This is a genomic window from Pseudomonas sp. S2_B10 (assembly GCF_054668425.1).
In genome coordinates, this window is the sequence record NZ_CP162768.1 from 627,276 (window position 1) to 652,204 (window position 24,929).

The following is a 24,929-nucleotide window of genomic DNA, read 5'->3' on the forward strand; positions in this document are numbered from 1 at the left end:
ATGAACGATCACAACAACAATATTCAGTTGGAAACCGCCATGACCACGACCACCATGACCATGATCCAGGCCCTGCGCTCGGCCATGGATGTGATGCTTGAGCGTGATGACAACGTCGTCGTCTTCGGTCAGGACGTCGGCTACTTCGGCGGCGTGTTCCGCTGCACCGAAGGCCTGCAGACCAAGTACGGCACCTCGCGGGTGTTCGACGCACCGATCTCGGAAAGCGGCATTGTCGGCGTCGCCGTCGGCATGGGCGCCTACGGTTTGCGTCCGGTCGCCGAAATCCAGTTCGCCGACTACGTCTACCCCGCCTCCGACCAGATCATTTCCGAAGCGGCGCGTCTGCGTTATCGCTCGGCCGGCGAGTTCACCGCACCGATGACCCTGCGCATGCCTTGCGGCGGCGGCATCTACGGCGGCCAGACCCACAGCCAGAGCATCGAGGCGATGTTCACTCAGGTCTGCGGTCTGCGTACGGTGATGCCGTCCAACCCGTACGACGCCAAAGGCTTGCTGATCGCCTCCATCGAAAACGATGACCCGGTGATCTTCCTCGAGCCGAAACGCCTGTACAACGGCCCGTTCGATGGCCATCACGACCGCCCGGTAACCCCGTGGTCGAAACATCCGCAAGCCCAGGTGCCGGACGGTTACTACACCGTGCCGCTGGACGTTGCCGCGATCACTCGCCCGGGCAAGGACGTGACCGTGCTGACCTACGGCACCACCGTCTACGTCTCGCAAGTCGCTGCCGAAGAATCCGGCGTCGATGCCGAAGTCATCGACCTGCGCAGCCTGTGGCCGCTGGACCTGGAAACCATCGTCAAGTCGGTGAAGAAAACCGGCCGCTGCGTGGTGGTACACGAAGCCACCCGCACCTGCGGTTTCGGCGCCGAGCTGGTATCGCTGGTGCAAGAGCACTGCTTCCATCACCTGGAAGCGCCGATCGAACGCGTCACCGGTTGGGACACTCCCTACCCGCACGCGCAGGAGTGGGCGTATTTCCCAGGGCCGTCCCGCGTGGGCGCGGCGTTGAAACGGGTCATGGAGGTCTGAATGGGCACGCACGTTATCAAGATGCCGGACATCGGCGAAGGCATCGCAGAAGTAGAACTGTCGCAGTGGCACGTCAAGGTTGGCGATCTGGTGGTTGAAGACCAGGTGCTGGCGGATGTCATGACCGACAAGGCGATGGTCGATATTCCGTCGCCAGTACACGGGAAAGTGATTGCCCTCGGTGGTCAGCCGGGTGAAGTGATGGCGGTCGGCAGTGTGCTGATCAGCATTGAAGTTGAAGGTGCCGGCAACCTTAAAGAGTCCGCCGCACCCGCGCCGGTCAAAGAAGCACCGGTTGCGCCGAAAGTTGAGACCGCTGTCGAAAGCAAACCCGCCGCAGCCGCCGCACCACGTCCGGCTGCCGTTTGCCAGGGTCCGATGGTCGCTCGCGAAGCGGATGAACGCCCGCTAGCCTCGCCAGCCGTGCGCAAACATGCCCTGGATCTGGGTATTCAATTGCGTCTGGTTCGCGGCAGCGGCCCGGCCGGTCGTGTGTTGCATGAAGACCTGGAGGCCTATCTGGCGCAAGGTCAGTCGAACGCTTCGGCGCCGGCCGCTGCCGCTTATGCCCAGCGCCACGACGAAGAACAGATTCAAGTGATCGGCATGCGCCGCAAGATCGCTCAGCGCATGCAGGATGCCACTCAGCGTGCCGCGCACTTCAGTTATGTCGAGGAAATCGACGTCACCGCGATCGAAGAACTGCGCGCGCATCTGAATGAAAAACATGGCGCCAGCCGTGGCAAGTTGACCTTGCTGCCGTTCCTCGTTCGCGCGCTGGTCGTCGCCCTGCGCGACTTCCCGCAGATGAACGCCCGTTACGATGACGAAGCGCAAGTCATCACCCGCCTCGGTGCGGTGCATGTCGGCGTCGCCACGCAAAGCGATGTCGGCCTGATGGTGCCCGTGGTGCGTCACGCCGAAGCGCGCAGCCTGTGGGACAGCGCCGCGGAAATTTCGCGTTTGGCCAACGCCGCGCGCAATGGCAAGGCCAGCCGCGATGAGCTGTCGGGTTCGACCATCACTCTGACCAGCCTCGGCGCATTGGGCGGCATTGTCAGCACGCCGGTGCTGAATCTGCCGGAAGTGGCCATTGTCGGCGTGAACAAAATTGTCGAGCGGCCAATGGTCGTCAAAGGCCAAGTGGTGATCCGCAAGATGATGAACCTCTCCAGCTCCTTCGATCACCGCGTGGTCGACGGCATGGATGCGGCGCTTTTCATTCAGGCCATCCGTGGCTTGCTCGAACAACCCGCTACCTTGTTTGTGGAGTAATGGAATGCAGACTTTGAACACCACGCTGCTGATCATCGGCGGCGGCCCCGGCGGTTACGTCACCGCGATCCGCGCCGGGCAACTGGGTATCCCGACCATTCTGGTCGAAGGCCAGTCATTGGGCGGCACCTGCCTGAATATCGGCTGCATTCCGTCAAAAGCGCTGATTCATGTGGCTGAGCAGTTTCACCAGACGCAGCATCACAGCCAGCATTCGGCGCTGGGCATCAACGTTGCCGCGCCGACCCTGGATATCAGCAAAAGCGTCGAGTGGAAGGATGGCATCGTTGATCGCCTGACCACTGGCGTTGCCGCGCTGTTGAAGAAGAACAAGGTCCAGGTCATCAATGGCTGGGCGAAAATCATCGACGGCAAAACCGTGGAAGTCGGCGATACCCGCATCCAGTGCGAACATCTGGTGCTGGCCACCGGTTCGACCAGCGTCAATCTGCCGATCCTGCCGATTGGCGGGCCGATCATTTCCTCCACCGAAGCGCTGGCACCGACGTCTGTGCCGAAACGTCTGGTGGTGGTCGGCGGTGGTTACATCGGTCTGGAGCTGGGCATCGCTTATCGCAAGCTCGGCGCCGAGGTCAGCGTGGTCGAAGCACAGGACCGCATCCTGCCGGCCTATGACGCGGAGCTGACACAACCGGTCCACGACGCGCTGAAGCAGCTGGGCGTGAAACTGTACCTCAAGCACAGCGTGCTCGGTTTCGACGGCACGTTGCAGGTGCGCGATCCCGAAGGCGAAACCCTCAATCTGGAAACCGATCAGGTACTGGTTGCCGTCGGCCGCAAACCCAATACGCAGGGATTTAATCTCGAAGCGCTGAATCTGGACATGAACGGTTCGGCGATCAGGATCGACAGCCGTTGCCAGACCAGCATGCGCAACGTCTACGCCATTGGCGATGTGAGCGGCGAACCGATGCTGGCCCACCGCGCCATGGCCCAGGGCGAGATGGTTGCCGAGCTGATCAGTGGCAAGAGCCGTGAGTTCAACCCGACCGCCATCGCCGCCGTGTGCTTTACCGACCCGGAACTGGTGGTGGTCGGCACAACCCCGGACGAGGCCAAGGCTGCGGGGCTGGACTGCATAGTTTCCAGCTTCCCGTTCGCCGCCAACGGCCGGGCGATGACCCTGGAATCGAAAAGCGGCTTCGTGCGCGTGGTCGCACGTCGCGACAATCATCTGATTGTCGGCTGGCAAGCGGTGGGCGTTGGGGTTTCCGAACTGTCGACGGCGTTTGCGCAAAGCCTGGAAATGGGCGCGCGACTGGAAGACATCGGCGGCACCATCCATGCCCACCCCACCTTGGGCGAAGCGGTGCAGGAAGCGGCGTTGCGGGCGCTGGGGCATGCGCTGCATCTGTAGGCCCCTTCGCGAGCAGGCTCGCTCCCACACTTGAAATGCATTCCCCCTGTGGGAGCGAGCCTGCTCGCGAATTCTTGAGGGCAACACTATTTATCTGAGTGTCATCCGATAGTCCGGGCTGCGAAACCGCTCAAGAATGAAGTATTGTTGTGCCCATCCAAAAAAACGTCAGAAGCCTTGAACCGTTTCGGCGGTTGTTCAGTGATAGAGGGTGTCATGGGTAACGAAAGCATCAATTGGGACAAGCTGGGTTTTGACTACATCAAGACCGACAAGCGCTATCTGTCGTACTTTCGCGATGGCGAGTGGGACAAAGGCACCCTGACCGAAGATAACGTCCTGCACATCAGCGAAGGCTCCACCGCCCTTCACTATGGTCAGCAGTGCTTCGAAGGCATGAAGGCCTATCGCTGCAAGGACGGCTCGATCAACCTGTTCCGCCCGGACCAGAACGCCCTGCGCATGCAACGCAGCTGCGCGCGTCTGCTGATGCCGACGGTCGACACCGAGCAGTTCATCGAAGCCTGCAAAGCCGTGGTCCGCGCCAACGAGCGTTTCATCCCGCCTTACGGCACTGGCGGCGCGCTGTACCTGCGTCCGTTCGTGATCGGCGTGGGTGACAACATCGGCGTGCGCACTGCGCCCGAGTTCATCTTCTCGATCTTCTGCATCCCGGTCGGCGCCTACTTCAAGGGCGGCCTGACCCCGCACAACTTCCAGATCTCCAGCTACGACCGCGCGGCCCCGCAAGGCACCGGTGCGGCCAAGGTCGGTGGCAACTACGCCGCCAGCCTGATGCCGGGCTCGAAAGCCAAGAAGGCCAACTTCGCCGACGCGATCTACCTCGATCCGATGACCCACACCAAGATCGAGGAAGTCGGTTCGGCCAACTTCTTCGGGATCACCCACGACAACAAGTTCGTCACCCCGAACTCGCCATCGGTCCTGCCAGGCATCACCCGCCTGTCGCTGATCGAACTGGCCAAATCGCGTCTGGGCCTGGAAGTGGTTGAAGGCGACGTGCTGATCGACAAGCTGTCGGACTTCAAGGAAGCCGGTGCCTGCGGTACCGCTGCGGTGATCACGCCGATTGGCGGCATCAGCTACAACGACCACCTGCATGTGTTCCACAGCGAAACCGAGGTAGGCCCGGTAACCCAGCAGCTCTACAAAGAGCTGACTGGCGTGCAGACCGGCGACATCGAAGCGCCAGCGGGCTGGATCGTCAAGGTTTGATCTGACGACTGCTGATGCTCAAAGCCCTCCACCGAGTGATTGGTGGGGGGCTTTTTTGTAGGGCTGGGCTCTGGTGTCGTATTGAAGAACGTCACCCCCTCACCCCAGCCCTCTCCCCAAGGGGGCGAGGGGGAAAGGGAGCCGACTTGTGTGCTTTTCAAAAATCGCGTTCACCTCGGCCATTCAGGTCGATGGAGTTCGCAAGAACACCTCGGTCGGCTCCCTCTCCTTCCGGGAGAGGGCTGGGGTGAGGGTTTGCTTTTGATTTTTGGAGGCAATGCGCTTGCCCGTCCGATCCGAAATCCCGCTCGCCTGCCCATTCTGCTGTTTGCCCATCCGCGCCTGGGTGATCAATCCCGGTATCAACTCCCCCTCCGGCAGATTCTTCCAGAACCGCACCGGCAGATGCCCTTGCATGACCTTCGGGTTCAACCGCGCCGGGTTGAAGATGTGGCTGTAATAGGTCAACCACAAATCGCCGTGGGGGTCGTCGACGTTCTGCGCCAGTTGCTGCCATTCAATCGGGCACTGCCGCTCGTGAATCAATTGCTCACCGTCGTAATAAACGCCGTCACGCGGTGTGGCGATCAACCAGCGATGCTGGCCCATGCGCCCGATAAAGTGCTCGCTGGCGCTGTGCAGAATGTCATGGGCCGGCTCGTGCCACGCCACGTATTGTGGACCGGGCAGATCCTTCGACCGCTCGATGAAACGCACGAATGCATGCAGATGATGGGCCTCGCGGCTGACCTGCTTGATGCGCCGCTGCAATTCGCTGCCGAGCTTGTCGCCCGCCATCATCGCCGTGCGGTCGCCGTGACTGACGCGCCAGAGCACTTCATACAACAGGCTCCAGCGCTGTTCGCCGCGATAGCGCGCCGCTTGCTCAAGGGTGGCGAGCAGCGCGCGGGGAATACGCGCCTGAAACGGCCCCTGCCCTTCGGGCACCTGTTCATCACTGGCAAACAGATCGCCCGCCCCTTCCGCCGCCCAGCTCACCAGACTCGGATCGATTTCATGGCTGAGCAACCAGCGCGCCTGCTGACGCCATGTGTCGAACAGGTCATCGCAATCAAGACTGATCATCCCCACAACCCCATCTGCTGCGGCATCGGTCGGTCGCGCAATTGCTGATAGAGCATGTGGCTGGTGACTTCCGCCTGTTGCGGGTGGTAATCGCTGGTGATGATGAAAGGCTTCGCCTTGGCCAGCACGCAGCGCATCCGCGCCACGTCTTCGTAACGGATTCGCCGCTGACGGCGCAACTCGACCAGGCGCTCGGTGGTGCGCAAGCCAATGCCCGGGATGCGCGCGATCAACGTCGCGTCGGCACGGTTCAGGTCCAGCGGAAACACTTCGCGATTTTCCAGCGCCCAGGCCAGCTTCGGGTCGATATCAAGCGCCAGATTGCCCGGGCCTTTAAGCAATTCGTCAGCGCTGTAGCCGTAGCTGCGCAGGAGGAAATCAGCCTGATACAAACGGTGCTCGCGCATCAGCGGCGGCGCGGCGAGCGGTACGCTTTTCGGGCTGTCGGGGATCGGGCTGAACGCCGAGTAATAGACCCGGCGCAAACGGAAGTTGCCGTACAAGGATTGGGCGCTGTGGAGGATGGTGCTGTCGTCGGTGTCATCGGCACCGACGATCAATTGCGTGCTCTGCCCGGCCGGGGCGAACTTTGCCGAGCGCGGCTCGTTCAATACCGTCTGCACGCCGGTGTAGATGGTGTTCATCGCTTGCTTGATGGAAGTTATGTCCTTCTCCGGCGCCAGTGTCTGCAGGCTGGCATCGGTGGGCAATTCTATGTTGACGCTGAGGCGGTCGGCGTAACGCCCAGCCTCCTCGATCAAGGCCGGATCGGCTTCCGGAATGGTCTTCAAATGGATGTAGCCGCGAAATTCGTGCTCTTCTCGGAGCAACTTCGCCACCCGCACCAGTTGCTCCATGGTGTAGTCCGCCGAGCGAATGATCCCGGAGCTGAGAAACAGGCCGCTGACGCAGTTGCGCCGGTAGAAATCCATGGTCAGCGTCACGACTTCTTCCGGGGTGAAGCGCGCACGCGGCACATCGCTGGAACGGCGGTTGACGCAATATTGGCAATCGTAAAGGCAGAAGTTAGTCAGCAGGATTTTCAGCAACGACACACAGCGCCCGTCCGGCGTGTAGCTGTGACAGATGCCCATGCCATCCGTCGAACCGAGCCCGCTCTTGCCCTCGGAGCTGCGCTTGGGCGCACCACTGCTGGCGCAGGAGGCGTCGTACTTGGCGGCGTCGGCGAGGATGCTGAGCTTGTCGATGATTTGCATGGCACGGACTCTTTACTGTGTGCATATACAGTATAGGCTCGCCCGCCGCGAAACAAGTTGATGGATGACCCCTCGTCGGCTGGCCAGCTGAATTGTGGCGGCCCGCGAAAACCTGTGGGAGCGAGCCTGCTCGCGAAGAGGCCCTGCCAGTCACCGCAACTCAGCGATCAAACCGCCCACTGCAATATCAACCAACTGTTCGCCCCGCTGATCAACACAAACAGCCCCCAAGCCAGCACCCGCGTGGGCCAGCGATTCACAAACGGCCCCATCAGCCGTTTGTCGTTGGTCATGCGGATCAGTGGGAACAGGGCAAACGGCAACTGCAGACTCAACACCACCTGGCTCAACACCAGCAACTTGCCGATCGCGTTATCGCCCATGAGCCAGACGCCGATGAACGCCGGAATCAGCGCCAGCCCGCGGGTGATCAAACGCCGCTGCCAGCACGGGATGCGCAGGTTCAGATAGCCCTCCATGATGACCTGCCCGGCGATGGTCCCGGTGAAGGTCGAACTTTGCCCCGACGCGAGCAGCGCCACGCCGAACAGCACACTGGCCAGCGCACCGCCAACCAGCGGGTCGAGCAGGTGATACGCGTCCTGAATGTCGACCACATCGGTGTGTCCGGACTGGTGAAACGCCGCCGCCGCGAGAATCAGGATCGCAGCGTTGACCAGCAGCGCCAGGGCCAGCGAACCAATGGTGTCGATACGCGCCAGTTTCACCGCGTCCTGCTTGCTCGCCAGGTCCTTGCCGATCATCCGCGTCTGCACGATCGAGGTGTGCAGGTAAAGGTTATGCGGCATTACTGTGGCGCCGAGGATGCCAATGGCCAGATACAGCGGCGCGGCATCGCCGATGGCCGCCAGCGAAGGTTTGAAGCCCAGCGCCACGTCTGGCCAGTACGGTTTGATCAACAACAACTCGACGAAGAAACACACACCGATGGTCGCGACCAGCACCAGCATGATCGCTTCGAGACGGCGGAAGCCCCGGTTTTGCAGGGCCAGCACCAGCAACGTGTCGAACGCCGTCAGGGCGATGCCGAAGGTCAGCGAGCAACCGAGCAGCAAGTGAAACGCGAGAGCGCAGCCAAGCACTTCGGCGAGGTCGGTGGCGATGATCGAGATCTCCGCCAGTATCCATTGCAGGCGCGCGGTCGGCGTGCTGTAGCGCTCGCGGGACAGCTGCGCAAGATCGCGCCCGGTGGCGATGCCCAACCGCGAGCACAGACATTGCACGACCATGCCGGCCAGACTCGCCAGCAACACGACGAATAAGAGACTGTAGCCAAAACGCGAACCGGCCTCGATCGCGGTCGCCCAGTTGCCCGGATCCATGTAGCCGATCGACACCAGCAAACCGGGACCGGCGAAACGCAGCACACGTTTGAAGAACGAGGCAGTCGGATCAACCGCAACACTGCCAGCCACTTCCGGCGGGCAAAACGGCGCGGTGGCGATTTTGGGCAGACTGAATTTCACGCACACATCCAGAAACAAAAACGGGAGCCCGGCAGCTTAGTCGTTTCGCCTGATGCCTTGAAGCGCAAAGATCACTGAACCTATGGGTTCACCCCCAACAACTGCTCGCGCAACTCGGGACTGCGTGTTCGCGGATCCAGCCAGATATCGAAAAACGCCTTGGCAAACTGTGGATCCTCAATCTCATGCTGGAGCTTCTGCCCGACAAAAAACCGCGCGCCCTGCCCCGGCAGATACACGCCGGTAATCCGCGTGCCGGCCTGAACGTCGACAAACGATTGCTGCATCTGCGTCTGCCAGCCGGCCAATTGCGCTGAAGTGACCCGGGGACCGGCCAGGCGTTTGATCTCATCGACGCTGGTGCTGACCAGATCGTCTCGCGAGATGTTGCGCCGGTAGATCAGCTCCAGGGCAAACGGCTGGCCGTCCGCCAGAGGCCGCGCGGCACTCCACAAGCGCGCGCTGTAAACGTCGAAGCCGAACACGCTGAAATCGCCGCTGCCGATAATTTGCGCGCCCGGGACTGCGTCCTGCCAATTGGCCCATGTCGGTGTGAGCAACAGCGCCCATAAACCGATGCCACAACAGCCACGAACGAGCTTGGGTGTTCTGTTCATCGCCGTATCGTCTCCGCTGCATTCTGATGATCAAAGCATAGCCGGATTTGCGCCTGAATTTTTGTATACAAAAATTGCGAACATAGGCAGCAATCTTTAATCGGCAGTGCTAACGTGGCTCATTCTGACCCGACGGAGACACCCGCGTGCTGATCCTGAAATTGCTGCTGATTCCCGGTTTTCTCCTGCTGATTTCCCTGGCGGGCAAGCGCTGGGGGCCGAGCGTGGCCGGGTGGCTGTCAGGATTGCCGGTGGTGGTCGGGCCGATTCTGTTCTTTCTGGCGATCGAACAAGGGCCGCAGTTTGCCGCGCAATCAGCGGTCGCGGCGCTGTCGGCAATGTTCGCGATGATCGCTTTCTGCATCACCTATGCGCAGGTGGCGCAGCGGGCGAACTGGCCGTGGGCGTTGACCATTTCACTGGCGGTTTGGGCCGCGCTGGCGGCGGTCTTGTCGGTGATCCCGGCGTCCTTGCCGTTCTCGGTGATTGCGGCAGCGGTGGCACTGCTCGCTTCGCCTTATCTGTTCCCCGAGGTGCAGCCGGTGTTGAACGGGCCAGCACCGAAGTCGGACAAACTGATCTGGCGGATGATCGCCGGTGCGGCGCTGACGCTGGTGGTGACGATGCTCGCCAGCACCGTCGGCGAACGCTGGAGCGGCCTGCTCGCGGTGTTCCCGGTGCTCGGCAGCGTCATGGCGGTGTTCTCGCAACAAACCCGCGGCCCGGCGTTTACCGCTGCGTTATTGCGCGCAACGGCAACCGGCATGTATTCGTTCTCGGCGTTCTGCCTGGTGTCGGCCTTGACGCTGCCGACCATGGGCCTCAGCGGCTTCGCAGTGGGAGTGGCAGTGTCGGTGGCCATGCTCGGCGTGACCCGGCGTCTGCTGGCGCGGCCAGTGGCCAAGGCGCAAGCACAATAACCGCCTGGACGAATCGCGCTGGAACGCCCGGCACGCTCCGTGGGATGATCGCCCGCCTCGCGCGACCATTTCCCGGAGATTTCAGATGTCATTGTTGAGCAAAAAAGCCGTCGTCCTGATGCTGGCGGCCATCGCTGGTTTCGCCGCGATCAACGCGCACGCCGCCAAGGAAAAAGTCAAAACCGAGAAGGTCTCGCTGCTCGACGGCAAGTTTGCCTTTGTCCTGCCCAAAGGCTTTGTCGCCGACCCGCTGCCCGCCAGCCCGAGCGGGGCCAAGGGCACGATGTACACCAACCAGACCACCAAGACCGTGGTCATCGTCGCCGAAAACCAGATTCCCGCAGGGCAGAACGTCAAGGACAACGACGGTGAGTTTCTCGACGGCAGCGTGTCGAGTTTCATCGACGATCAGCGCAAGGCCCTGCCGGACTTCAACAAGCTCAGCGAGAAAAGCCTGACCCAGAAAGGCACCGGCCTGGGGCTGCGTCAGGTTGACAGCACCGCCACCCAGGGCGGTGGCCAAACCCTGAACACCACGCTGCTGGCCGGCTCGGGGACGAAGATGGCGCTGGTGCAGGTGATTTCCCGCGTCAGCGACAAGAAAGCTCACGATGCCTTGATCAAAGCCATCGTCAAGGATTGAGCCGCTGCAACCAGCCATTCAGATCGCGCAACTCGGCCGCACTGATGCTGTGGCCGACGCCCGGATAAGCGTGAAACTCGGGCTTGTAATCGAGTTTCTGCAATAGCGCGTTGGCCTCGGTGCCGTGACGGTAAGGCACCGGATCATCAGCGGTGCCGTGGCCGATAAAAATGCTCAGCGGCAGCGGCGCTTGCCCAGGCTTGAGTTCGGCTTTGAGCACCGGCAACAAGCGCCCGCTCAACGCGGCAAATCCGCCGACGGCCACCGGCGCGCGCAGGCCCACTTCGTAGCTCATCATCGCGCCCTGGCTGAAGCCGATCAGGTACACCTTGTCCGGCGCGGCGTGATATTTCTTCGCCGCCTGGGCGATAAAGTCGCGCAGCTTCTGGCCGCTGACCTTCAGATCATCGGTCTCGCCGTTGTAGGCGCCTTCACCTTTCTTGCGAAACCACTGGAAACGTCCTTCACCCAACGTCATCGGCGCGCGCACGGAAAGGTAGTTGTACTGCGCCGGCAGCTGAAATTTCATGCCGATCAGATCGGCCTCGTTACTGCCGTAACCGTGCAGGAAAATCACCAGCGGACGTGGTTCAGAGTCGGCGTGGACCTGTTCGAGGTACTTGAGTGGCAGATCGGATTGCAGGGTGGTTTGCGCGTGAACGGCGGTGGATGCGAGCAGGGTCAGCAGGGCGAACAATTTGAGCATTGCAGCGTTCCTTCACAGAGTGTCGGGTTCGCGGGGGAGCCTAACATTCTCGGCTGAGGATCCAAATTTTGTGGAGTGGCTGATGCCGCTATCGCTGGCAAGCCAGCTCCCACAAGAATTACGGCGTCTACAAAATCTGGGATCAACCGCAACCCTGTGGGAGCTGGCTTGCCAGCGATGGGGTCAGCAAATTCAGCGAAGAGCCATCAGTCGTTGGTGAGCTTCCCGGTTCTAAAAGGCACCCGCCCCGCCACTTTCGCCTGCCAGATCCCCGGCTCGGTATAACGCCCGCGATCAATCGCAAACAGCACCCCGCTGGTGCCGGCGCGCACGGTGGTCACGCGATCCTGCAACGGGTCAACAACCTCGAACAGCGCATCGCCCTGCTCTACCCACTCGCCGGCATTGCGCAAGAAACTGACCACGCCGTGGTGCGGGGCGAACAGATATTCGGTGCCTTCAAACGGCAGACCTTCACAACATTCGCTCGGCGCCGCCGGCCATTCGCCGCTGATGAAACCCTGCTCGGCGAGAAAGCCCAGAATCGCTTCGCAATTGGCCTGAGCCTGATCGACGCGGGTGTCGCCCATGCTGCCCAGCTCCAGCGTCGTCGCCAGATTCGCCGCCGGAATCGCCGCGTTCGGGAATGCTTTGGCCAGACGCAACCATGGCGTCGAGCAGGACTCATCGAACGAGCTGCCACCGGAGTCCTCGCAGAGCAATGCCACACCCGCCTTCAGCCGCGCCGCCAGCGATTGCCACTGCGGCCAGTGTTGCGGCAGCGCATAGAGGTGAATCGCAGCGTCGAAGTCGCAATGCAGATCGAGGGTGATGTCGGCGTCGCACGCGTGGCGCAGCAACAAGCGGTGCAAGGCCTCCAGTTGCGAGGCCGGCGCCGGCAATTCTTCGAAGACCTGAGCCATGGCCTGGCGAATCAGCGCGACGTTGGCCTCGGCATCCGCGCCCAGACACTCGCCAACCAGTGCCGCCACCGGGGCGCTGAGTTCGACGAATGCGCGGTTGAAATTCTTGCCGCTGCCCATTTCGAAGCGGCCCATGTGATTGCCTTGCAGATGCTGATCCAGGCCGATCGGATTGGCCACCGGCACCAGCTCGATAACGCCTTGCAAACGGCCCTGCTGTTCCAGTTCGTTCAAGCGCTGCTTGAGTTCCCATGCGGTGCGCATGCCCGGCAATTCATCGGCGTGCAGGCTGGCCTGGATATACACCTTGCGGCTGCCGGCGCCGTAGCGGAAAACGCTGAGGGAGCGCTCGCTGCCCAAATGGCTCCAGGGCAGAACGTGGTCGATGCGTTGCATGAAAAACTCCTGAATAGCTGGGTTACGTAAAACCCTGTGGGAGCGAGCCTGCTCGCGAATGCGTCAGGTCAGACGATGACGATATCGAATGTCAGACCGCATTCGCGAGCAGGCTCGCTCCCACAGAGAATTTCCATAAATAAAAAAGCATAAAAAAAGTGGCCACCGCGCAAACGGGGCCACTTTTTTTCACGGCGTATTAATGGCCGTACACGTCAAAGTCGAAGTACTTGTCCTGGACTTTCTTGTACTCGCCATTGGCGCGGATTTCGGTGATGGCTTTGTTGAATTGCTCAGCCAGTGCGGTATCGCCCTTGCGCACGGCAATGCCAGCGCCGCCGCCGAAGTATTTGGCGTCTTCGTAGGTCGGGCCGACGAATTCGAAGCCTTTGCCGGCGTCGGTTTTCAGGAAACCATCGCTGAGGTTGACCGAGTCAGCGAGCATCGCGTCGATACGCCCGGAAACCATGTCGAGGTTGGCTTCCTGCTGCGAGCCGTAGCGCACCAGTTCGATCCCGGCCGGAACCAGCACTTCGGTCGCGTAGCGGTCATGAGTACTGGCGCGCAGCACGCCGACTTTCTTGCCCTTGAGTTCGGTCAGCGGGTCTTTCACGCCCGAGCCTTCCTTCATCACGAAGCGTGCCGGGGTGTGGTAGTACTTGATGGTGAAGTCGACGTTCTTCTTGCGATCGTCAGTGATGGTCATCGACGACAGGATCGCGTCGATCTTCTTCACTTTCAGCGCCGGGATAAGGCCATCGAACTCTTGCTCGACCCACGTGCATTTAACTTTCATCTGCGTGCACAGTGCGTCACCGATGTCCACGTCAAAACCAGTGAGTTTGCCGTCAGCGGTTTTCATCGAGAATGGCGGGTACCCGGCTTCGATACCGATGCGGATCGGCTTGGCGTCTTCGGCCACAGCGGTCAGGGACAACATCGACAGTGCCAGGGCACCGAACATCACTAGCTTTTTCATTTATTACTCCCGTGCGGAGGCTTTTATTGGCAGCTTTCGAGTCAGCGTTCGGTCATGGCGTTCTAACGGCAAAAACCGAAGTGGCCGGCAGTCTATGGCGGCGCGCACGGAGGCAATTGTTTTTAAGCGACAAATACTTACAGAACATCGGCGATCACTTTGACGAGAGTAAACGCGTGCGCCGTGTTGGTGCGAAGGATGTAGGACAAGACTTTTTCAGAGCAAGAAACGCCGATCCTCCCGTAGAGCTCGCGGAGGCTGCGATCTTTTGATCTTGTTTTTTTGAGATCAAGATCAGAGGATCGCAGCCTTCGGCAGCTCCTACAGAAACGTCAGCATTCGCAGGCGACAGGTGTATTGGCGACTGACGCCGCGCTCAGTTCGAAACCTTCATCGAGCCATCCGGTGACGCCGCCGATCATCTCTTTCACCGGATAACCCAACGCCGCCAGCTTCACCGCAGCCTTGTTCGCCCCATTGCAATGCGGCCCGGCGCAATAGACTACGAACAAAGTGTGTTTCGGGTAATCGGCCAAGCGCTCCGCCGTGAGCAAGCGTGTCGGGATATTGATCGCGCCGGGCACATGCCCGCGCTCAAACGCCAATGGGCCGCGCACATCCACCAGAACAAAATCGACCTCCCCGGCCTCGTGGCTACTGAATACATCGGAACAATCGGTTTCGAAGGTCAGACGATTGCTGAAATGCATCAGGGCAATCGCCGAAGGTGCGGCGGGGATTTCGCGAACCAGGCTGGTCATGTTGTGTTGCTCCTTTGTCTGTCGGGGATGAACAGACTTTATCGAGACGGCGCTTGCCGCTACAGTGGCGCGCAAGACACCGACCGGGAGTTTTCCGCCAAATGCTCACTCAGCCCAATCTGGTTGCCATTCTGGCCTACGATGGCCTCTGCACGTTCGAGTTCGGCATTGCCGTGGAGATCTTCGGCCTGGCCCGACCAGAGTTCGATTTCCCTTGGTACGAGCATGCGATTGCCGCAGTCGATCCAGGCCCGATGCGCGCCATGGGTGGCATTCAGGTACTTGCCGATGGTGGCCTGGAATTGCTCGCCGCAGCGCGCACCATCGTCATTCCCGGCTGGCGCGACCGCAACGCCTCGGTACCGCCTGCGCTGATCGACGCGTTGCGTCAGGCCCATGACCGAGGCGCGCGGTTGCTGTCGATCTGCTCCGGGGTGTTCGTCCTCGCCGCCAGCGGCCTGCTCGACGGCCACCGCGCCACCACTCACTGGCGCTATACCAGCGAACTGGCGCAACGCTACCCGGCCATCGAGGTCGATCCGGACGTGCTCTACGTCGACGCCGGTCAACTGATCACCTCCGCCGGCAGCGCCGCCGGCATCGACGCCTGCCTGCATCTGGTGACACGTGACTTCGGCACGCAGGTCGCCAACGCCGTCGCGCGGCGACTGGTCATGTCGCCACAACGCACCGGCGGCCAGGCCCAGTTCATCCCCACCCCGGTCAGCCCGACGCCCCGCAGCGACCTGTCGCGCGTCATGCAATGGGCCCGCGAACGCCTGCACGAACCGCTGGAAGTCCGCGATCTGGCCAGTGAAGCGGCGATGAGCGAGCGTACCTTTCTACGGCGTTTCACCGAAGCCAGCGGGCAATCGCCGAAAGCCTGGCTGCAACATGAACGCCTGGCGCGAGCGCGGGAGCTGCTCGAGAGCACCCACCAACACACTGAGCAAATTGCCCAGCGCTGCGGCTATCGCTCGGTGGAGAGTTTTCGTGTGGCGTTCCGCAGCGTGGTGGGCGTACCGCCGTCGGTTTATAGGGAGCGGTTTGGGCGAAGCAACAAGCTTTCGCTCCATCCCGCAGCGTTTTAAGCGCTGACGTTGACGGCGAGGCCGGCAGAAACGCTCACGGTGAAAATTGTGAAACGGCAAATGCGGCTTGCTTTATATTGATTCTGATATAACCTGAAAATCACACGGGCACTGGCATTTCTTGCAATAAAACTCACCGTCGCCGCTTACGTTCAGCTATTACGCTTTTCCTTTTGACACAGGACAAGCCGATGCCGAAACACAAGGATGTGGTGTTCGTGGGAAGCGCGTTGAAAGATCTCAAAGCGTTCCCGGTTGATGCCCGAAGAGCGGCGGGGTTTCAGCTGGACCTGTTGCAACAGGGTGATGCCCCACTCGATTGGCGCCCTATGAAAACCGTAGGACGCGGTGTTAACGAAATCAGGATCACCGAGGACTCAGGGGCGTTTCGCGTGTTTTATGTAGTCAATCGACCTGAAGCAATCTATGTGCTTCACGCCATGCACAAAACCACACGTAAAACGGAAATTAGAGACATCGAACTGGCCCGGGCCAGATATCAGGAAATAGGTTAAGCCATGAAGGAACATCAAGACTCATTCCAACGATTTTCCAGTGTATGGGATGCATTGGAGGACACGCCTCAGGAAGCTGCCAACATGCGTCTGCGAGCCAAGCTCATGCGTTCGCTTTGCGAGACCATTCGAGCGTGGGAGCTTCCTCAAAAGGACGCGGCACAAAGATTGGGAATCTCGCAGCCACGCCTCAATGATGTACTCAACGGGAAAATCGACAAATTCTCGCTCGATGCATTGGTCAACCTGTCAGCTGCTGCAAGGCTGGAGGTGGACATTTGCTTTCCGTCAGGCCCGCTGCAATGGGCCTGACACTGGCTTTGCGTGGCAATGTCCACCCTGCATTCCGAGTTTTGAAATCGAGGGAGTTGAATAGCATTCAACTTCGCAGTTAACCATCGACATCATCCAGCTGCACAGGAGTTCCGCTGGATGATTCCTCCCCTTCAATCCTCTCGCGTCAAAACCTCCAGCAACTCAATCTCAAACACCAGATTCGAATTCGGCGGAATCTTGCCCATGGTCCGCTCGCCGTAGCCCAGATGCGCCGGCACCCGCAATTTGCGTTTGCCGCCGACCTGCATGCCCATCAGCCCCTGATCCCAGCCTTTGATCACCCGGCCAGTGCCGATCACGCACTGAAACGGTTTGCCCCGGCTCCAGGACGAATCGAATTCAGTGCCGTCTTCCAGCCAGCCGGTGTATTGGGTGGTGATCAGCGCGCCTTTCACCGCGGCTTTGCCGTCGCCCGGTTGCAGGTCGATGATTTGCAGTTCGTCTGTCATGTCGTTGGCTCTTGAGATGTTCGCAGGCGGCGTTTTTCGCAGAATCCGGCGGCGATGGCAATCCATGGAACCGAAAACACGCATAGCCGCTCACATGTGTATCGACATCGTATGACGACAAGGATGCTTAGATGACCGACTCTCGATTGCTGCGCAGTTTCATCCCGCCCTACATTCTCAACCGCATCATCGCCCACGGTTCCGAGCCGCAGCGCAACGCCGCGATGCAGACGCTCAACCATGTACGCAGCCTGCTGCCCAACCCCGGCCGCCCTTCGCAGCCGCCGGCGCGCGCGATTCTGCCGGAAGCGAGCAAGCCTGGCCTGGCGCGGCGCAGTGTGCATGATGCGCAGAACAAAATGCTCTTGCCGGGCATGCCGGTGCGCCTCGAGGGCCAGCCGGCATCGGGAGATCCGGCGGTCGACGAGGCTTACGATGCGCTGGGCGCCAGCTATGATTTCTTTTGGAAGGTGCTTGGTCGCGACTCGATCGACAATCAGGGATTCGCGCTGATCGGCAGCGTGCATTATGGCCAAGGCTACGAGAACGCATTCTGGAACGGCGCGCAGATGGTCTTCGGTGACGGCGATGGCGAAATCTTCCAGCGCTTCACCCGCTCGCTCGACGTCATCGGCCATGAACTGGCCCACGGCGTCACCGAAAGCGAAGCCGGGCTGATTTATGCCAACCAGTCCGGCGCGCTGAACGAGTCGCTCTCGGATGTATTCGGCGTGTTGATCAAGCAATACATCCTCGGCCAAACCTCCGAGCAGGCAGACTGGCTGATCGGCGCCGACCTGCTGATGCCACAGATCCAAGGCAAGGGCCTGCGCTCGATGTCGCACCCCGGCACGGCATACGACGACCCGATGCTGGGCAAGGATCCGCAACCGGATCACATGCGCAAGTTCGTCATCACCAGCGAAGACAATGGCGGCGTGCACATCAACTCCGGCATTCCCAACCGCGCGTTTTACCTGGCAGCGCGAGCGTTTGGCGGCTTCGCTTGGGAAAAGGCCGGACACATCTGGTACGACACGCTGTGTGATGACCGTTTGAAACAGGACGCAACATTCGACGCGTTCGCGAAACTGACGATCGACCATGCTGACCAGCGCTTCGGCGCCGAAGCAGCCGACACGGTGCAGCAAGCCTGGGCACAGGTCGGTATCGAATAATCCGAGGAGACCGTATGAAAACGCTACCCGAGCTGGATAAAGATTCCGTTTTGCGGGTATCTCGCCAGGGTGGCGTTGCAGCGATTCACAGCCTGAGCCGCCCACGGGAAATCGAATTCGCGCAATGCGACATCAGTCAGCGTTCGAGAATATGCTCGGTGCTCGAAGGTTGCCTGCCACTGGACAGCAGCGAATCCGGCCGTGGGGATCAGCGCTTCTACCAGATTGAGGTGCGCTACCCGTCAGGGGAAATGGTGTTGAAGGTGCCAGAGGATCAGGCGCCTGGGGAGCTGGTGCAGCTTTGGGACAAGGGGGAGCTTCTGTAAACGCTCCCCCCGATGTTCAGGCTATTTCTCGACGGGATGCATCTCGACAATCGTGCCGTTGGTGATCATCACCATCACGTACTTGTCATTGATCTGCACCCACTGCGCCTGCTCGATCGGTGCTTTCAGACCTTTGGCTTTCCAGTTCTTCAGCGCCTTGTCTTCGCGCTGGTACATTTCCGGTGCGCGGTCGTTGACCTTCAGTTGGCGATCGCTGGTCGGCGATTGCACGGCGGGTTCGCTGGAGGTTTGCGCCGCTTGAACAACGGGCGTGATCCCGGCAATACCGGCAACGAGGGCCAGGCTGGCGATTAGGGTTTTGCTGTTCATCGGTGAACCTCTTTCAGATGGGTAGTACCTGAACTCCGACTGCGTGGCGCGGGAAACATTCCTTGTTTTTTGCCGGATGTGGCCGTTAGAAGGCTTTGTCCATCAGACCACCATCGCTGGCAAGCCAGCTCCCACAGGGTTTTGTATTACAGCGCAATTATTGCCCTGAGCTCCGGTCCTCTCCTACAAAACCAAGCAAAGCAAAGCAAGATCAAAAGATCGCAGCCTTCGGCAGCTCCTACAGTTGGATCGCGTGAATTCGATGGAAACGGGTTCACCTGCAGGCCGTCGTCGCGATCAGGCTCGCCCCCACCAGAAAAGCAAAGCAGCGCAGCTGCCCGCGGCGAAGCCGCCCCACTCAACAATGAGCGCAAGCTCGAGTGCTTTTGATCCTGCTTTTGATCCACCGGCGACGTCGGAAGGCTGAGTGGAGGGATTGATCCGGGGGTGGGAGCGCAGCGACCGTCTGGCGCAGCCAGACACAGCGGAAGGAGGTGCAGCGAAGCAAACCGTAGCCGCTGCGCCCGGATCGATCCCGCAGCGAAGGAACCCGAGCCTGCGAGGGCCGAACGCAGGAGCAAGCGTTTTTTTGCTTACTTTTTTTAGGCGTTTGTAAAAAAAGTGAGTCGCCGTAAGGGCGAAACCCTAAGCGGCCATGACCGCAGCAACGGATATGTACGCGGTCAGCCAGAACAAATCATCGCCCGACGCGACGCAGGCTTGCTCCCACAAATGCGCTACAGGCACTGAAGCCATTGATCCGCCCCACGCATCAATCCATGCCAACAATGCAATTAACAGATTGTTACATCTGCGCCACCATCCACCTCAATAAAAACCGTGCGCCGCCTCTCCGTAGCGCACGTCATAAAAGCGGTGGAGTACTTTTCAATGACAGCCTCAATCCCAACCAACGGCTCGCGGGCCGGTGCCATCTTCCGGGTGACCTCGGGCAACTTCCTCGAACAGTTCGACTTCTTTCTGTTCGGCTTCTACGCCACGCAGATCGCGGCGGTGTTCTTCCCGGCGAGCAGCGAGTTCGCCTCGCTGATGATGACGTTCGCGGTGTTCGGCGCAGGCTTCCTGATGCGTCCGCTGGGCGCCATTGTGCTCGGCGCCTACATCGATGACGTCGGCCGGCGCAAAGGTCTGATCGTCACCCTGTCGATCATGGCCAGCGGCACGATATTGATCGTGCTGGTGCCCGGCTACGAAACCATTGGCCTGTTCGCCCCGGCGCTGGTGTTGATCGGGCGACTGCTGCAAGGCTTCTCCGCCGGCGCGGAACTCGGTGGTGTCTCGGTGTATCTGTCCGAAATCGCTACGCCGGGCCGCAAAGGCTTTTTCACCGCTTGGCAGTCGGCCAGCCAGCAAGTGGCGATCATCGTCGCGGCAGCGCTGGGCTACGGTCTGAACCAGTGGATGGAGCCGCAAGCCGTGGCCGCCTGGGGCTGGCGCATTCCGTTTTTCGTCGGCTGCATGATCGTCCCGTTCATCTTCTTCCTGCGCCGCAACCTGGCGGAAACCGAAGAGTTCGCCGCACGCAAACACCGTCCAAGCATGCGCGAAGTGTTCCGCACCCTCGGCCAGAACTGGGGCGTGGTACTCGGCGGAATGTTGATGGTCGCGCTGACCACCACCGCGTTCTACCTGATCACCGTGTACGCACCGACCTTCGGTAAGACCGTGCTGCACCTGAGCACATCCGACGCGTTGCTGGTAACGCTGCTGGTGGGCGTGTCGAACTTCTTCTGGCTGCCGATTGGTGGTGCGTTGTCCGACCGTATCGGCCGTCGTCCGGTGCTGATCGGCATGGCCGTGCTGGCACTGGCCACGACTTATCCGGCGCTGTCGTTCCTGGTGCAGGCGCCGAGCTTCACCAACATGCTGCTGTCGCTGCTGTGGTTGTCCTTCATTTACGGCTTGTACAACGGCGCGATGATTCCGGCGCTGACCGAAATCATGCCGGTGGAAGTGCGCGTCGCCGGTTTCTCCCTGGCTTACAGCCTGGCCACCGCGATCTTCGGCGGTTTCACCCCGGCGATGTCGACCTTTCTGATCCAGTACACCGGCGACAAAGCCGCGCCAGGCTACTGGATGAGCATCGGTGCCCTGTGCGCGCTGTGCGCCACTCTTTACTTGTACCGCCGTGCCGGTGGTCGTCTGCAACCTGTCGCGGCCTGAGGAATACTCGCCATGAAAAAACTCTTTACTGTCACCGCCCTGCTCGCCGGTCTCGCCTTCAACTTCGCGGCCCAAGCCGAAGAATTGAGCGTGATGACCTCCGGTGGCTTCACTGCCGCCTACAAGATCCTCGGGCCGAAATTCGCTGCCGCAACAGGCAACACGCTGACCACCAGCCTCGGCCCATCGATGGGCAAGGCGCCGGAAGCGATCCCCAATCGTCTGGCGCGCGGTGAGCACGCCGACGTGGTGATCATGGTCGGTTACGCCCTCGATGAGCTGATCAAACAAGGCAAGGTCGACCCGGCCTCCCGCGTTGAACTGGCGGATTCGCGGATCGGCATGGTGGTGCGTGAAGGCGCGGCGAAACCGGACATCAGCAGCGTCGATGGCCTGAAGAAAACCCTGCTTGATGCGCGTTCGGTGGCCTACTCCGACAGCGCCAGCGGCGTGTACATCGAGCAGCAGCTGTTCAAGAAACTCGGCATCGAAGATCAGTTGAAACCGAAAGCCAAGATGATTGCCAGGATCCCGGTCGGCTCGGTGGTTGCCACTGGCGACTATCAGTTGGGCTTCCAGCAGGTCAGCGAATTGCTGCCGGTGCCGGGCGTTAGCTTCGTCGCGAAGATTCCGGAATCGGTGCAGTCGGTGACACGTTTTGCCGCTGGCATTCCGGTCAAGGCCGAGCATCCGGAAGAGGCCAAAGCCCTACTCGCCTACCTCGCTGCACCGGCCGCTCAGGCTGATGTACAGGCCACCGGGCTGGATTCGGTCAAGCGTTGATCGTTGGCGGCTGGACGCGCATCTCCACGACCAGCCGCTCCAGTTCCAGTGCCGCCGGGGTCAACGTGCGATCCCGGCGCTTGATGATGCCGACACTGCGCATCACCTGCGGCTCAATCAGCGGCACCCGCGTCAGGATCGGATGATCCGGCCCGGGCATCGCCATCAACGGCACCGCTGCCACGCCCAGACCCGCCTCTACCAGACCGATCATCGTCGTCACATGCCGCGTCTCGCAGATGCTCTGACGCTGCGGCACCACCCCGCCCAAGGCCTGATCGAGCAGAAAGCGATTGCCCGAGGTCTTGTCCAGCGCGATGTAATCCTGCTTATAGAACTCGTCCCAACTGACGCTGCTGCGCCCGGCCAGCGGATGATCGCGACGACAGGCGACAACGTAGCACTCCTGCACAAGCGGTTCGAACTCGACTTTGGCATCCTGCGCGCCGAGAAAACTCAAACCGAAATCCGCCTCGCCATTGACCACCGCACTCAACACATCGTGAGCGCTGGAATCGAGGACTTTGACCTTGATCCGCGGAAACTGCTGGTGATAGCGCGCGACCACGCGGGGCATGAAGTAGTAGGCCGCCGAGGGCACGCAGGCGACGGTGACATGGCCCAGACGGGTCGAGGCGACTTCGCTGATGCCGAGCAAGGCAATGTCGAGATCATCCAGCAAGCGTTCGACGCTGGGCATGAAGCCGCGCCCGGCCTGGGTCAGGCTGACCTTGCGCGTGGTGCGCTCGAACAGTTTCACGCCGAGGGCATCTTCGAGCTTTTCAATGCGCCGGCTCAGCGCCGGTTGTGACAGGCGCACAGTGTCGGCAGCCTTGCGAAAACTGCCCTGCTCGACCACCGCGCGAAAGGCTTGCAAGTCGTTGAGGTCGAAGTTGATGGCCATGGCGTTTCCGGAAATTGATGCGCAGGGGTTATAAATGTAACCAGTTGATGCAAATTATTACAGACCTGATGGAAGCTGCCCTTGTGGGAGCGAGCCTGCTCGCGAACGCGGGGCATCAGTCAATGGATAGGTGGCTGACCCAGCGCATTCGCGAGCAGGCTCGCTCCCACATTGGTTCTCGAATGGTCTGGAGACCGCGTAACCTTTATCCTCGTCACCCCCGCCGTAGCCGTAGTCAGGAGTCGTTCCATGCCCCATGAAGGCAATCTGTTGCAAGCCGCCGTCGTGTTTCTGTTCGCGGCCGTGCTCACCGTGCCTTTGGCCAAACGTCTGCAACTGGGCGCGGTGCTCGGTTATCTGTTTGCCGGGGTGATCATTGGCCCGTCGGTGCTCGGTCTGATCGGCAACCCGCAAAGCGTTGCGCATATTTCCGAGCTGGGCGTGGTGTTGCTGCTGTTCATCATCGGCCTGGAGCTGTCGCCGCGACGCTTGTGGGTGATGCGCAAATCGGTGTTCGGCGTCGGTCTAGCGCAGGTGCTGTTGACCGCTTCGGTGATCGGCGTGCTGGCACTGGCGGTGTTCGGCCAGCCGCTGAACAGCGCGATTGTGCTGGGCCTCGGTCTGGCGCTGTCCTCCACTGCCTTTGGCTTGCAAAGCCTTGCCGAACGCAAGGAACTGACCAGCCCCCACGGGCGTCTCGCGTTTGCGATTCTGCTGTTTCAGGACATCGCCGCGATTCCATTGATCGCCCTGGTGCCGATGCTCGCCGGCGTCGATCATCACACCAGCACCGCCGACGATATTCGTCACAGCTTGCAGGTGCTCGGCGGCATTGCCGTGGTGGTGATCGGCGGACGGTATCTGCTGCGTCCGGTGTTCCGCGTGGTGGCAAAAACCGGTCTGCCGGAAGTGTCCACCGCCACCGCGTTGCTGGTGGTGATCGGCACAGCATGGCTGATGGATCTGGTCGGTGTGTCGATGGCGCTGGGTGCGTTTCTCGCTGGTCTGCTGCTGGCGGATTCGGAATACCGGCATGAGCTGGAAGCGCAGATCGAACCGTTCAAGGGCCTGCTGCTCGGGCTGTTTTTCATCAGCGTCGGCATGGGCGCCAATCTCAGCCTGTTGTTGAGCGCGCCGATCACCGTATTGGGCCTGACCTTGTTGCTGATCGGTCTGAAATTGCCGCTGCTGTTCGTGGTTGGGCGCTTGGCAGGAGGATTGAACAAGATCAGCGCAATCCGCCTCGGCATCGTCCTCGCTGCCGGCGGTGAGTTCGCCTTCGTGGTGTTCAAGATCGGCCGCGATCAGGGCCTGTTCGAGCCGCGTCTGTACGACCTGCTGGTGCTGACCATCACCCTGTCGATGGCGCTGACGCCGTTGTTGCTGTTGATCTGCGCGCGTCTGGTCAGCCCGAAAGTGCAGCCGGTGGAAGTGCCGGAGAAATTCCGCGAAATCGACACCGAAGCGCCGCGCGTGGTGATTGCCGGCATGGGCCGGATGGGCCAGATCGTGGCGCGGATTCTGCGCGCGCAGAACATCAAGTTCGTTGCGCTGGACACTTCGGTGGAAACCATCGAACTGTCACGCAGCTTCGGCGGCGTACCGGTGTTCTACGGCGACCCGATGCGCCCGGAAATCCTTCACGCGGCGAAGGTCGGCGAGGCGGAATATTTCGTCATCGCCACGGACGATCCGGAGACCAACATCAAGACTGCCGAAGTGGTGCACAAGCTGTATCCGCACATGAAAATCATCGCCCGCGCGCGTAACCGTCAGCACGTGCATCGCCTGGTGGATGTCGGCGCGGAAGCGATTCGTGAGACCTATTACTCGAGCCTGGAAATGAGCCGGCGCACGCTGGTCGGCCTCGGTCTGACCCAAGCCCAGGCCGATGCGCGGATCAAGCGTTTCAAGCATCACGACGAACAGGTGCTGGAGGCGCAACACGCCGTCTACGACGATGCCGCCAAAGTCCTGCAGACCGCCCAGGAAGCCCGGGCGGAACTGGCCAAATTGTTTGAATCGGATCAGCTCGAAGAGGAAGCCCGAAAATCCTGATCGTGCCTTGCCCAGAACCAACTGTGGGAGCGAGCCTGCTCGCGAAAGCGTCGTATCAGTCACCCAATACTTCACTGACAGATTGCATTCGC

General features: G+C 60.7%; 26 protein-coding genes. 15 read left to right on the plus strand and 11 right to left on the minus strand.

Going from position 1 to position 24,929, the window contains the following annotated elements:
• From AB4O45_RS02660 to AB4O45_RS02675, 4 genes are all read left to right on the plus strand, one after another.
• Positions 1–1,059 carry an alpha-ketoacid dehydrogenase subunit beta gene (locus AB4O45_RS02660; RefSeq protein ID WP_003224000.1) on the plus strand — a complete coding sequence of 353 codons (1,059 nt, stop codon included), beginning with the start codon at positions 1–3 and terminating at the stop codon, positions 1,057–1,059.
• The gene (locus AB4O45_RS02665; RefSeq protein ID WP_056789044.1) at positions 1,060–2,334 is read left to right on the plus strand and encodes a dihydrolipoamide acetyltransferase family protein; all 1,275 of its coding nucleotides are present in this window, start codon (positions 1,060–1,062) and stop codon (positions 2,332–2,334) included. It abuts the gene before it with no gap.
• 4 nt (positions 2,335–2,338) lie between these two features.
• Complete coding sequence (gene lpdA, locus AB4O45_RS02670) at positions 2,339–3,712, plus strand: dihydrolipoyl dehydrogenase (RefSeq protein WP_460161034.1); 1,374 nt, start codon at positions 2,339–2,341, stop codon at positions 3,710–3,712.
• Between the two features lie 216 nt (positions 3,713–3,928).
• Positions 3,929–4,948 carry a branched-chain amino acid aminotransferase gene (locus AB4O45_RS02675; protein WP_016775201.1) on the plus strand — a complete coding sequence of 340 codons (1,020 nt, stop codon included), beginning with the start codon at positions 3,929–3,931 and terminating at the stop codon, positions 4,946–4,948.
• 183 nt (positions 4,949–5,131) lie between these two features.
• Here AB4O45_RS02675 and AB4O45_RS02680 read toward each other — a convergent pair whose 3' ends face one another.
• The 4 genes from AB4O45_RS02680 to AB4O45_RS02695 all read right to left on the minus strand — a co-directional run bounded on the left by AB4O45_RS02680 (position 5,132) and on the right by AB4O45_RS02695 (position 9,355).
• A complete protein-coding gene (locus AB4O45_RS02680) occupies positions 5,132–6,034 on the minus strand; it encodes a TIGR03915 family putative DNA repair protein (RefSeq protein WP_460161035.1) in 903 nt (300 codons plus the stop codon).
• Complete coding sequence (locus tag AB4O45_RS02685) at positions 6,031–7,251, minus strand: putative DNA modification/repair radical SAM protein (RefSeq protein ID WP_024013352.1); 1,221 nt, start codon at positions 7,249–7,251, stop codon at positions 6,031–6,033. The genes AB4O45_RS02680 and AB4O45_RS02685 overlap by 4 nt, the downstream gene beginning before the upstream one ends.
• Positions 7,252–7,418: 167 nt before the next feature.
• Positions 7,419–8,738, minus strand: a complete 1,320-nt coding sequence (locus tag AB4O45_RS02690) for an Nramp family divalent metal transporter (protein WP_305381036.1) — start codon at positions 8,736–8,738, stop codon at positions 7,419–7,421.
• Between the two features lie 80 nt (positions 8,739–8,818).
• Positions 8,819–9,355: a chalcone isomerase family protein gene (locus AB4O45_RS02695; RefSeq protein ID WP_095182013.1), complete on the minus strand. Its 537-nt coding sequence runs from the start codon at positions 9,353–9,355 to the stop codon at positions 8,819–8,821.
• 146 nt (positions 9,356–9,501) lie between these two features.
• Between AB4O45_RS02695 and AB4O45_RS02700 the strand changes: the two genes are divergently transcribed.
• Together AB4O45_RS02700 and AB4O45_RS02705 are read left to right on the plus strand one after the other, a co-directional pair.
• On the plus strand, positions 9,502–10,275 hold the full coding sequence (locus tag AB4O45_RS02700; protein WP_056789034.1) for a hypothetical protein: 774 nt from the start codon (positions 9,502–9,504) through the stop codon (positions 10,273–10,275).
• An 85-nt stretch (positions 10,276–10,360) separates the two neighbouring features.
• Positions 10,361–10,918 (plus strand): DcrB/PsbP domain-containing protein, encoded by a 558-nt coding sequence (locus tag AB4O45_RS02705; protein WP_460161036.1) that lies wholly within the window; start codon positions 10,361–10,363, stop codon positions 10,916–10,918.
• Here AB4O45_RS02705 and AB4O45_RS02710 read toward each other — a convergent pair.
• The 3 genes from AB4O45_RS02710 to AB4O45_RS02720 all read right to left on the minus strand — a co-directional run bounded on the left by AB4O45_RS02710 (position 10,908) and on the right by AB4O45_RS02720 (position 13,922).
• Complete coding sequence (locus AB4O45_RS02710) at positions 10,908–11,624, minus strand: alpha/beta hydrolase (protein ID WP_460161037.1); 717 nt, start codon at positions 11,622–11,624, stop codon at positions 10,908–10,910. The genes AB4O45_RS02705 and AB4O45_RS02710 overlap by 11 nt on opposite strands.
• 206 nt (positions 11,625–11,830) lie before the next feature.
• Complete coding sequence (locus AB4O45_RS02715; RefSeq protein WP_460161038.1) at positions 11,831–12,943, minus strand: succinylglutamate desuccinylase/aspartoacylase family protein; 1,113 nt, start codon at positions 12,941–12,943, stop codon at positions 11,831–11,833.
• A gap of 199 nt (positions 12,944–13,142) precedes the next feature.
• Positions 13,143–13,922, minus strand: coding sequence for an ABC transporter substrate-binding protein (locus AB4O45_RS02720; protein ID WP_095182017.1), 780 nt, complete (start codon positions 13,920–13,922; stop codon positions 13,143–13,145).
• Positions 13,923–13,948: 26 nt separating this feature from the next.
• Here AB4O45_RS02720 and AB4O45_RS02725 point away from each other — a divergent pair, with 26 nt between their 5' ends.
• Complete coding sequence (locus AB4O45_RS02725; protein ID WP_460161039.1) at positions 13,949–14,194, plus strand: hypothetical protein; 246 nt, start codon at positions 13,949–13,951, stop codon at positions 14,192–14,194.
• 60 nt (positions 14,195–14,254) lie between these two features.
• Here AB4O45_RS02725 and AB4O45_RS02730 read toward each other — a convergent pair whose 3' ends face one another.
• Positions 14,255–14,683: a rhodanese-like domain-containing protein gene (locus AB4O45_RS02730; protein WP_353187570.1), complete on the minus strand. Its 429-nt coding sequence runs from the start codon at positions 14,681–14,683 to the stop codon at positions 14,255–14,257.
• A gap of 101 nt (positions 14,684–14,784) precedes the next feature.
• On the opposite strand from AB4O45_RS02730, the gene ftrA reads away from it, so the two are divergent.
• From ftrA to AB4O45_RS02745, 3 genes are all read left to right on the plus strand, one after another.
• Positions 14,785–15,774, plus strand: a complete 990-nt coding sequence (gene ftrA / locus AB4O45_RS02735) for a transcriptional regulator FtrA (RefSeq protein WP_460161040.1) — start codon at positions 14,785–14,787, stop codon at positions 15,772–15,774.
• A gap of 191 nt (positions 15,775–15,965) precedes the next feature.
• A complete protein-coding gene (locus tag AB4O45_RS02740; protein ID WP_024013362.1) occupies positions 15,966–16,289 on the plus strand; it encodes a type II toxin-antitoxin system RelE/ParE family toxin in 324 nt (107 codons plus the stop codon).
• A 3-nt stretch (positions 16,290–16,292) separates the two neighbouring features.
• Positions 16,293–16,601 carry a helix-turn-helix domain-containing protein gene (locus AB4O45_RS02745; RefSeq protein ID WP_056789019.1) on the plus strand — a complete coding sequence of 103 codons (309 nt, stop codon included), beginning with the start codon at positions 16,293–16,295 and terminating at the stop codon, positions 16,599–16,601.
• Positions 16,602–16,735: 134 nt separating this feature from the next.
• On the opposite strand, the gene AB4O45_RS02750 is transcribed toward AB4O45_RS02745, so the two are convergent.
• The gene (locus AB4O45_RS02750) at positions 16,736–17,074 is read right to left on the minus strand and encodes an FKBP-type peptidyl-prolyl cis-trans isomerase (RefSeq protein ID WP_065616063.1); all 339 of its coding nucleotides are present in this window, start codon (positions 17,072–17,074) and stop codon (positions 16,736–16,738) included.
• A gap of 131 nt (positions 17,075–17,205) precedes the next feature.
• On the opposite strand from AB4O45_RS02750, the gene AB4O45_RS02755 reads away from it, so the two are divergent.
• Together AB4O45_RS02755 and AB4O45_RS02760 are read left to right on the plus strand one after the other, a co-directional pair.
• Complete coding sequence (locus AB4O45_RS02755) at positions 17,206–18,252, plus strand: M4 family metallopeptidase (RefSeq protein ID WP_460161041.1); 1,047 nt, start codon at positions 17,206–17,208, stop codon at positions 18,250–18,252.
• Positions 18,253–18,266: 14 nt separating this feature from the next.
• Positions 18,267–18,578, plus strand: a complete 312-nt coding sequence (locus AB4O45_RS02760; protein ID WP_305381043.1) for a protealysin inhibitor emfourin — start codon at positions 18,267–18,269, stop codon at positions 18,576–18,578.
• A gap of 21 nt (positions 18,579–18,599) precedes the next feature.
• Here the strand turns inward: AB4O45_RS02760 and AB4O45_RS02765 are convergent, their stop codons facing one another.
• Positions 18,600–18,908 carry an RcnB family protein gene (locus AB4O45_RS02765; RefSeq protein WP_056789015.1) on the minus strand — a complete coding sequence of 103 codons (309 nt, stop codon included), beginning with the start codon at positions 18,906–18,908 and terminating at the stop codon, positions 18,600–18,602.
• A gap of 891 nt (positions 18,909–19,799) precedes the next feature.
• Here AB4O45_RS02765 and tcuC point away from each other — a divergent pair.
• Both tcuC and AB4O45_RS02775 read left to right on the plus strand, forming a co-directional pair.
• The gene (tcuC, locus tag AB4O45_RS02770; protein WP_041477012.1) at positions 19,800–21,092 is read left to right on the plus strand and encodes an MFS transporter; all 1,293 of its coding nucleotides are present in this window, start codon (positions 19,800–19,802) and stop codon (positions 21,090–21,092) included.
• A 12-nt stretch (positions 21,093–21,104) separates the two neighbouring features.
• The gene (locus tag AB4O45_RS02775) at positions 21,105–21,875 is read left to right on the plus strand and encodes a substrate-binding domain-containing protein (protein ID WP_122751079.1); all 771 of its coding nucleotides are present in this window, start codon (positions 21,105–21,107) and stop codon (positions 21,873–21,875) included.
• Here AB4O45_RS02775 and AB4O45_RS02780 read toward each other — a convergent pair.
• Positions 21,865–22,779: a LysR family transcriptional regulator gene (locus tag AB4O45_RS02780; protein ID WP_460161042.1), complete on the minus strand. Its 915-nt coding sequence runs from the start codon at positions 22,777–22,779 to the stop codon at positions 21,865–21,867. The genes AB4O45_RS02775 and AB4O45_RS02780 overlap by 11 nt on opposite strands.
• Positions 22,780–23,028: 249 nt before the next feature.
• Between AB4O45_RS02780 and AB4O45_RS02785 the strand changes: the two genes are divergently transcribed.
• Positions 23,029–24,837, plus strand: a complete 1,809-nt coding sequence (locus tag AB4O45_RS02785) for a monovalent cation:proton antiporter-2 (CPA2) family protein (protein WP_095182026.1) — start codon at positions 23,029–23,031, stop codon at positions 24,835–24,837.
• Positions 24,838–24,929: the final 92 nt, after the last annotated feature.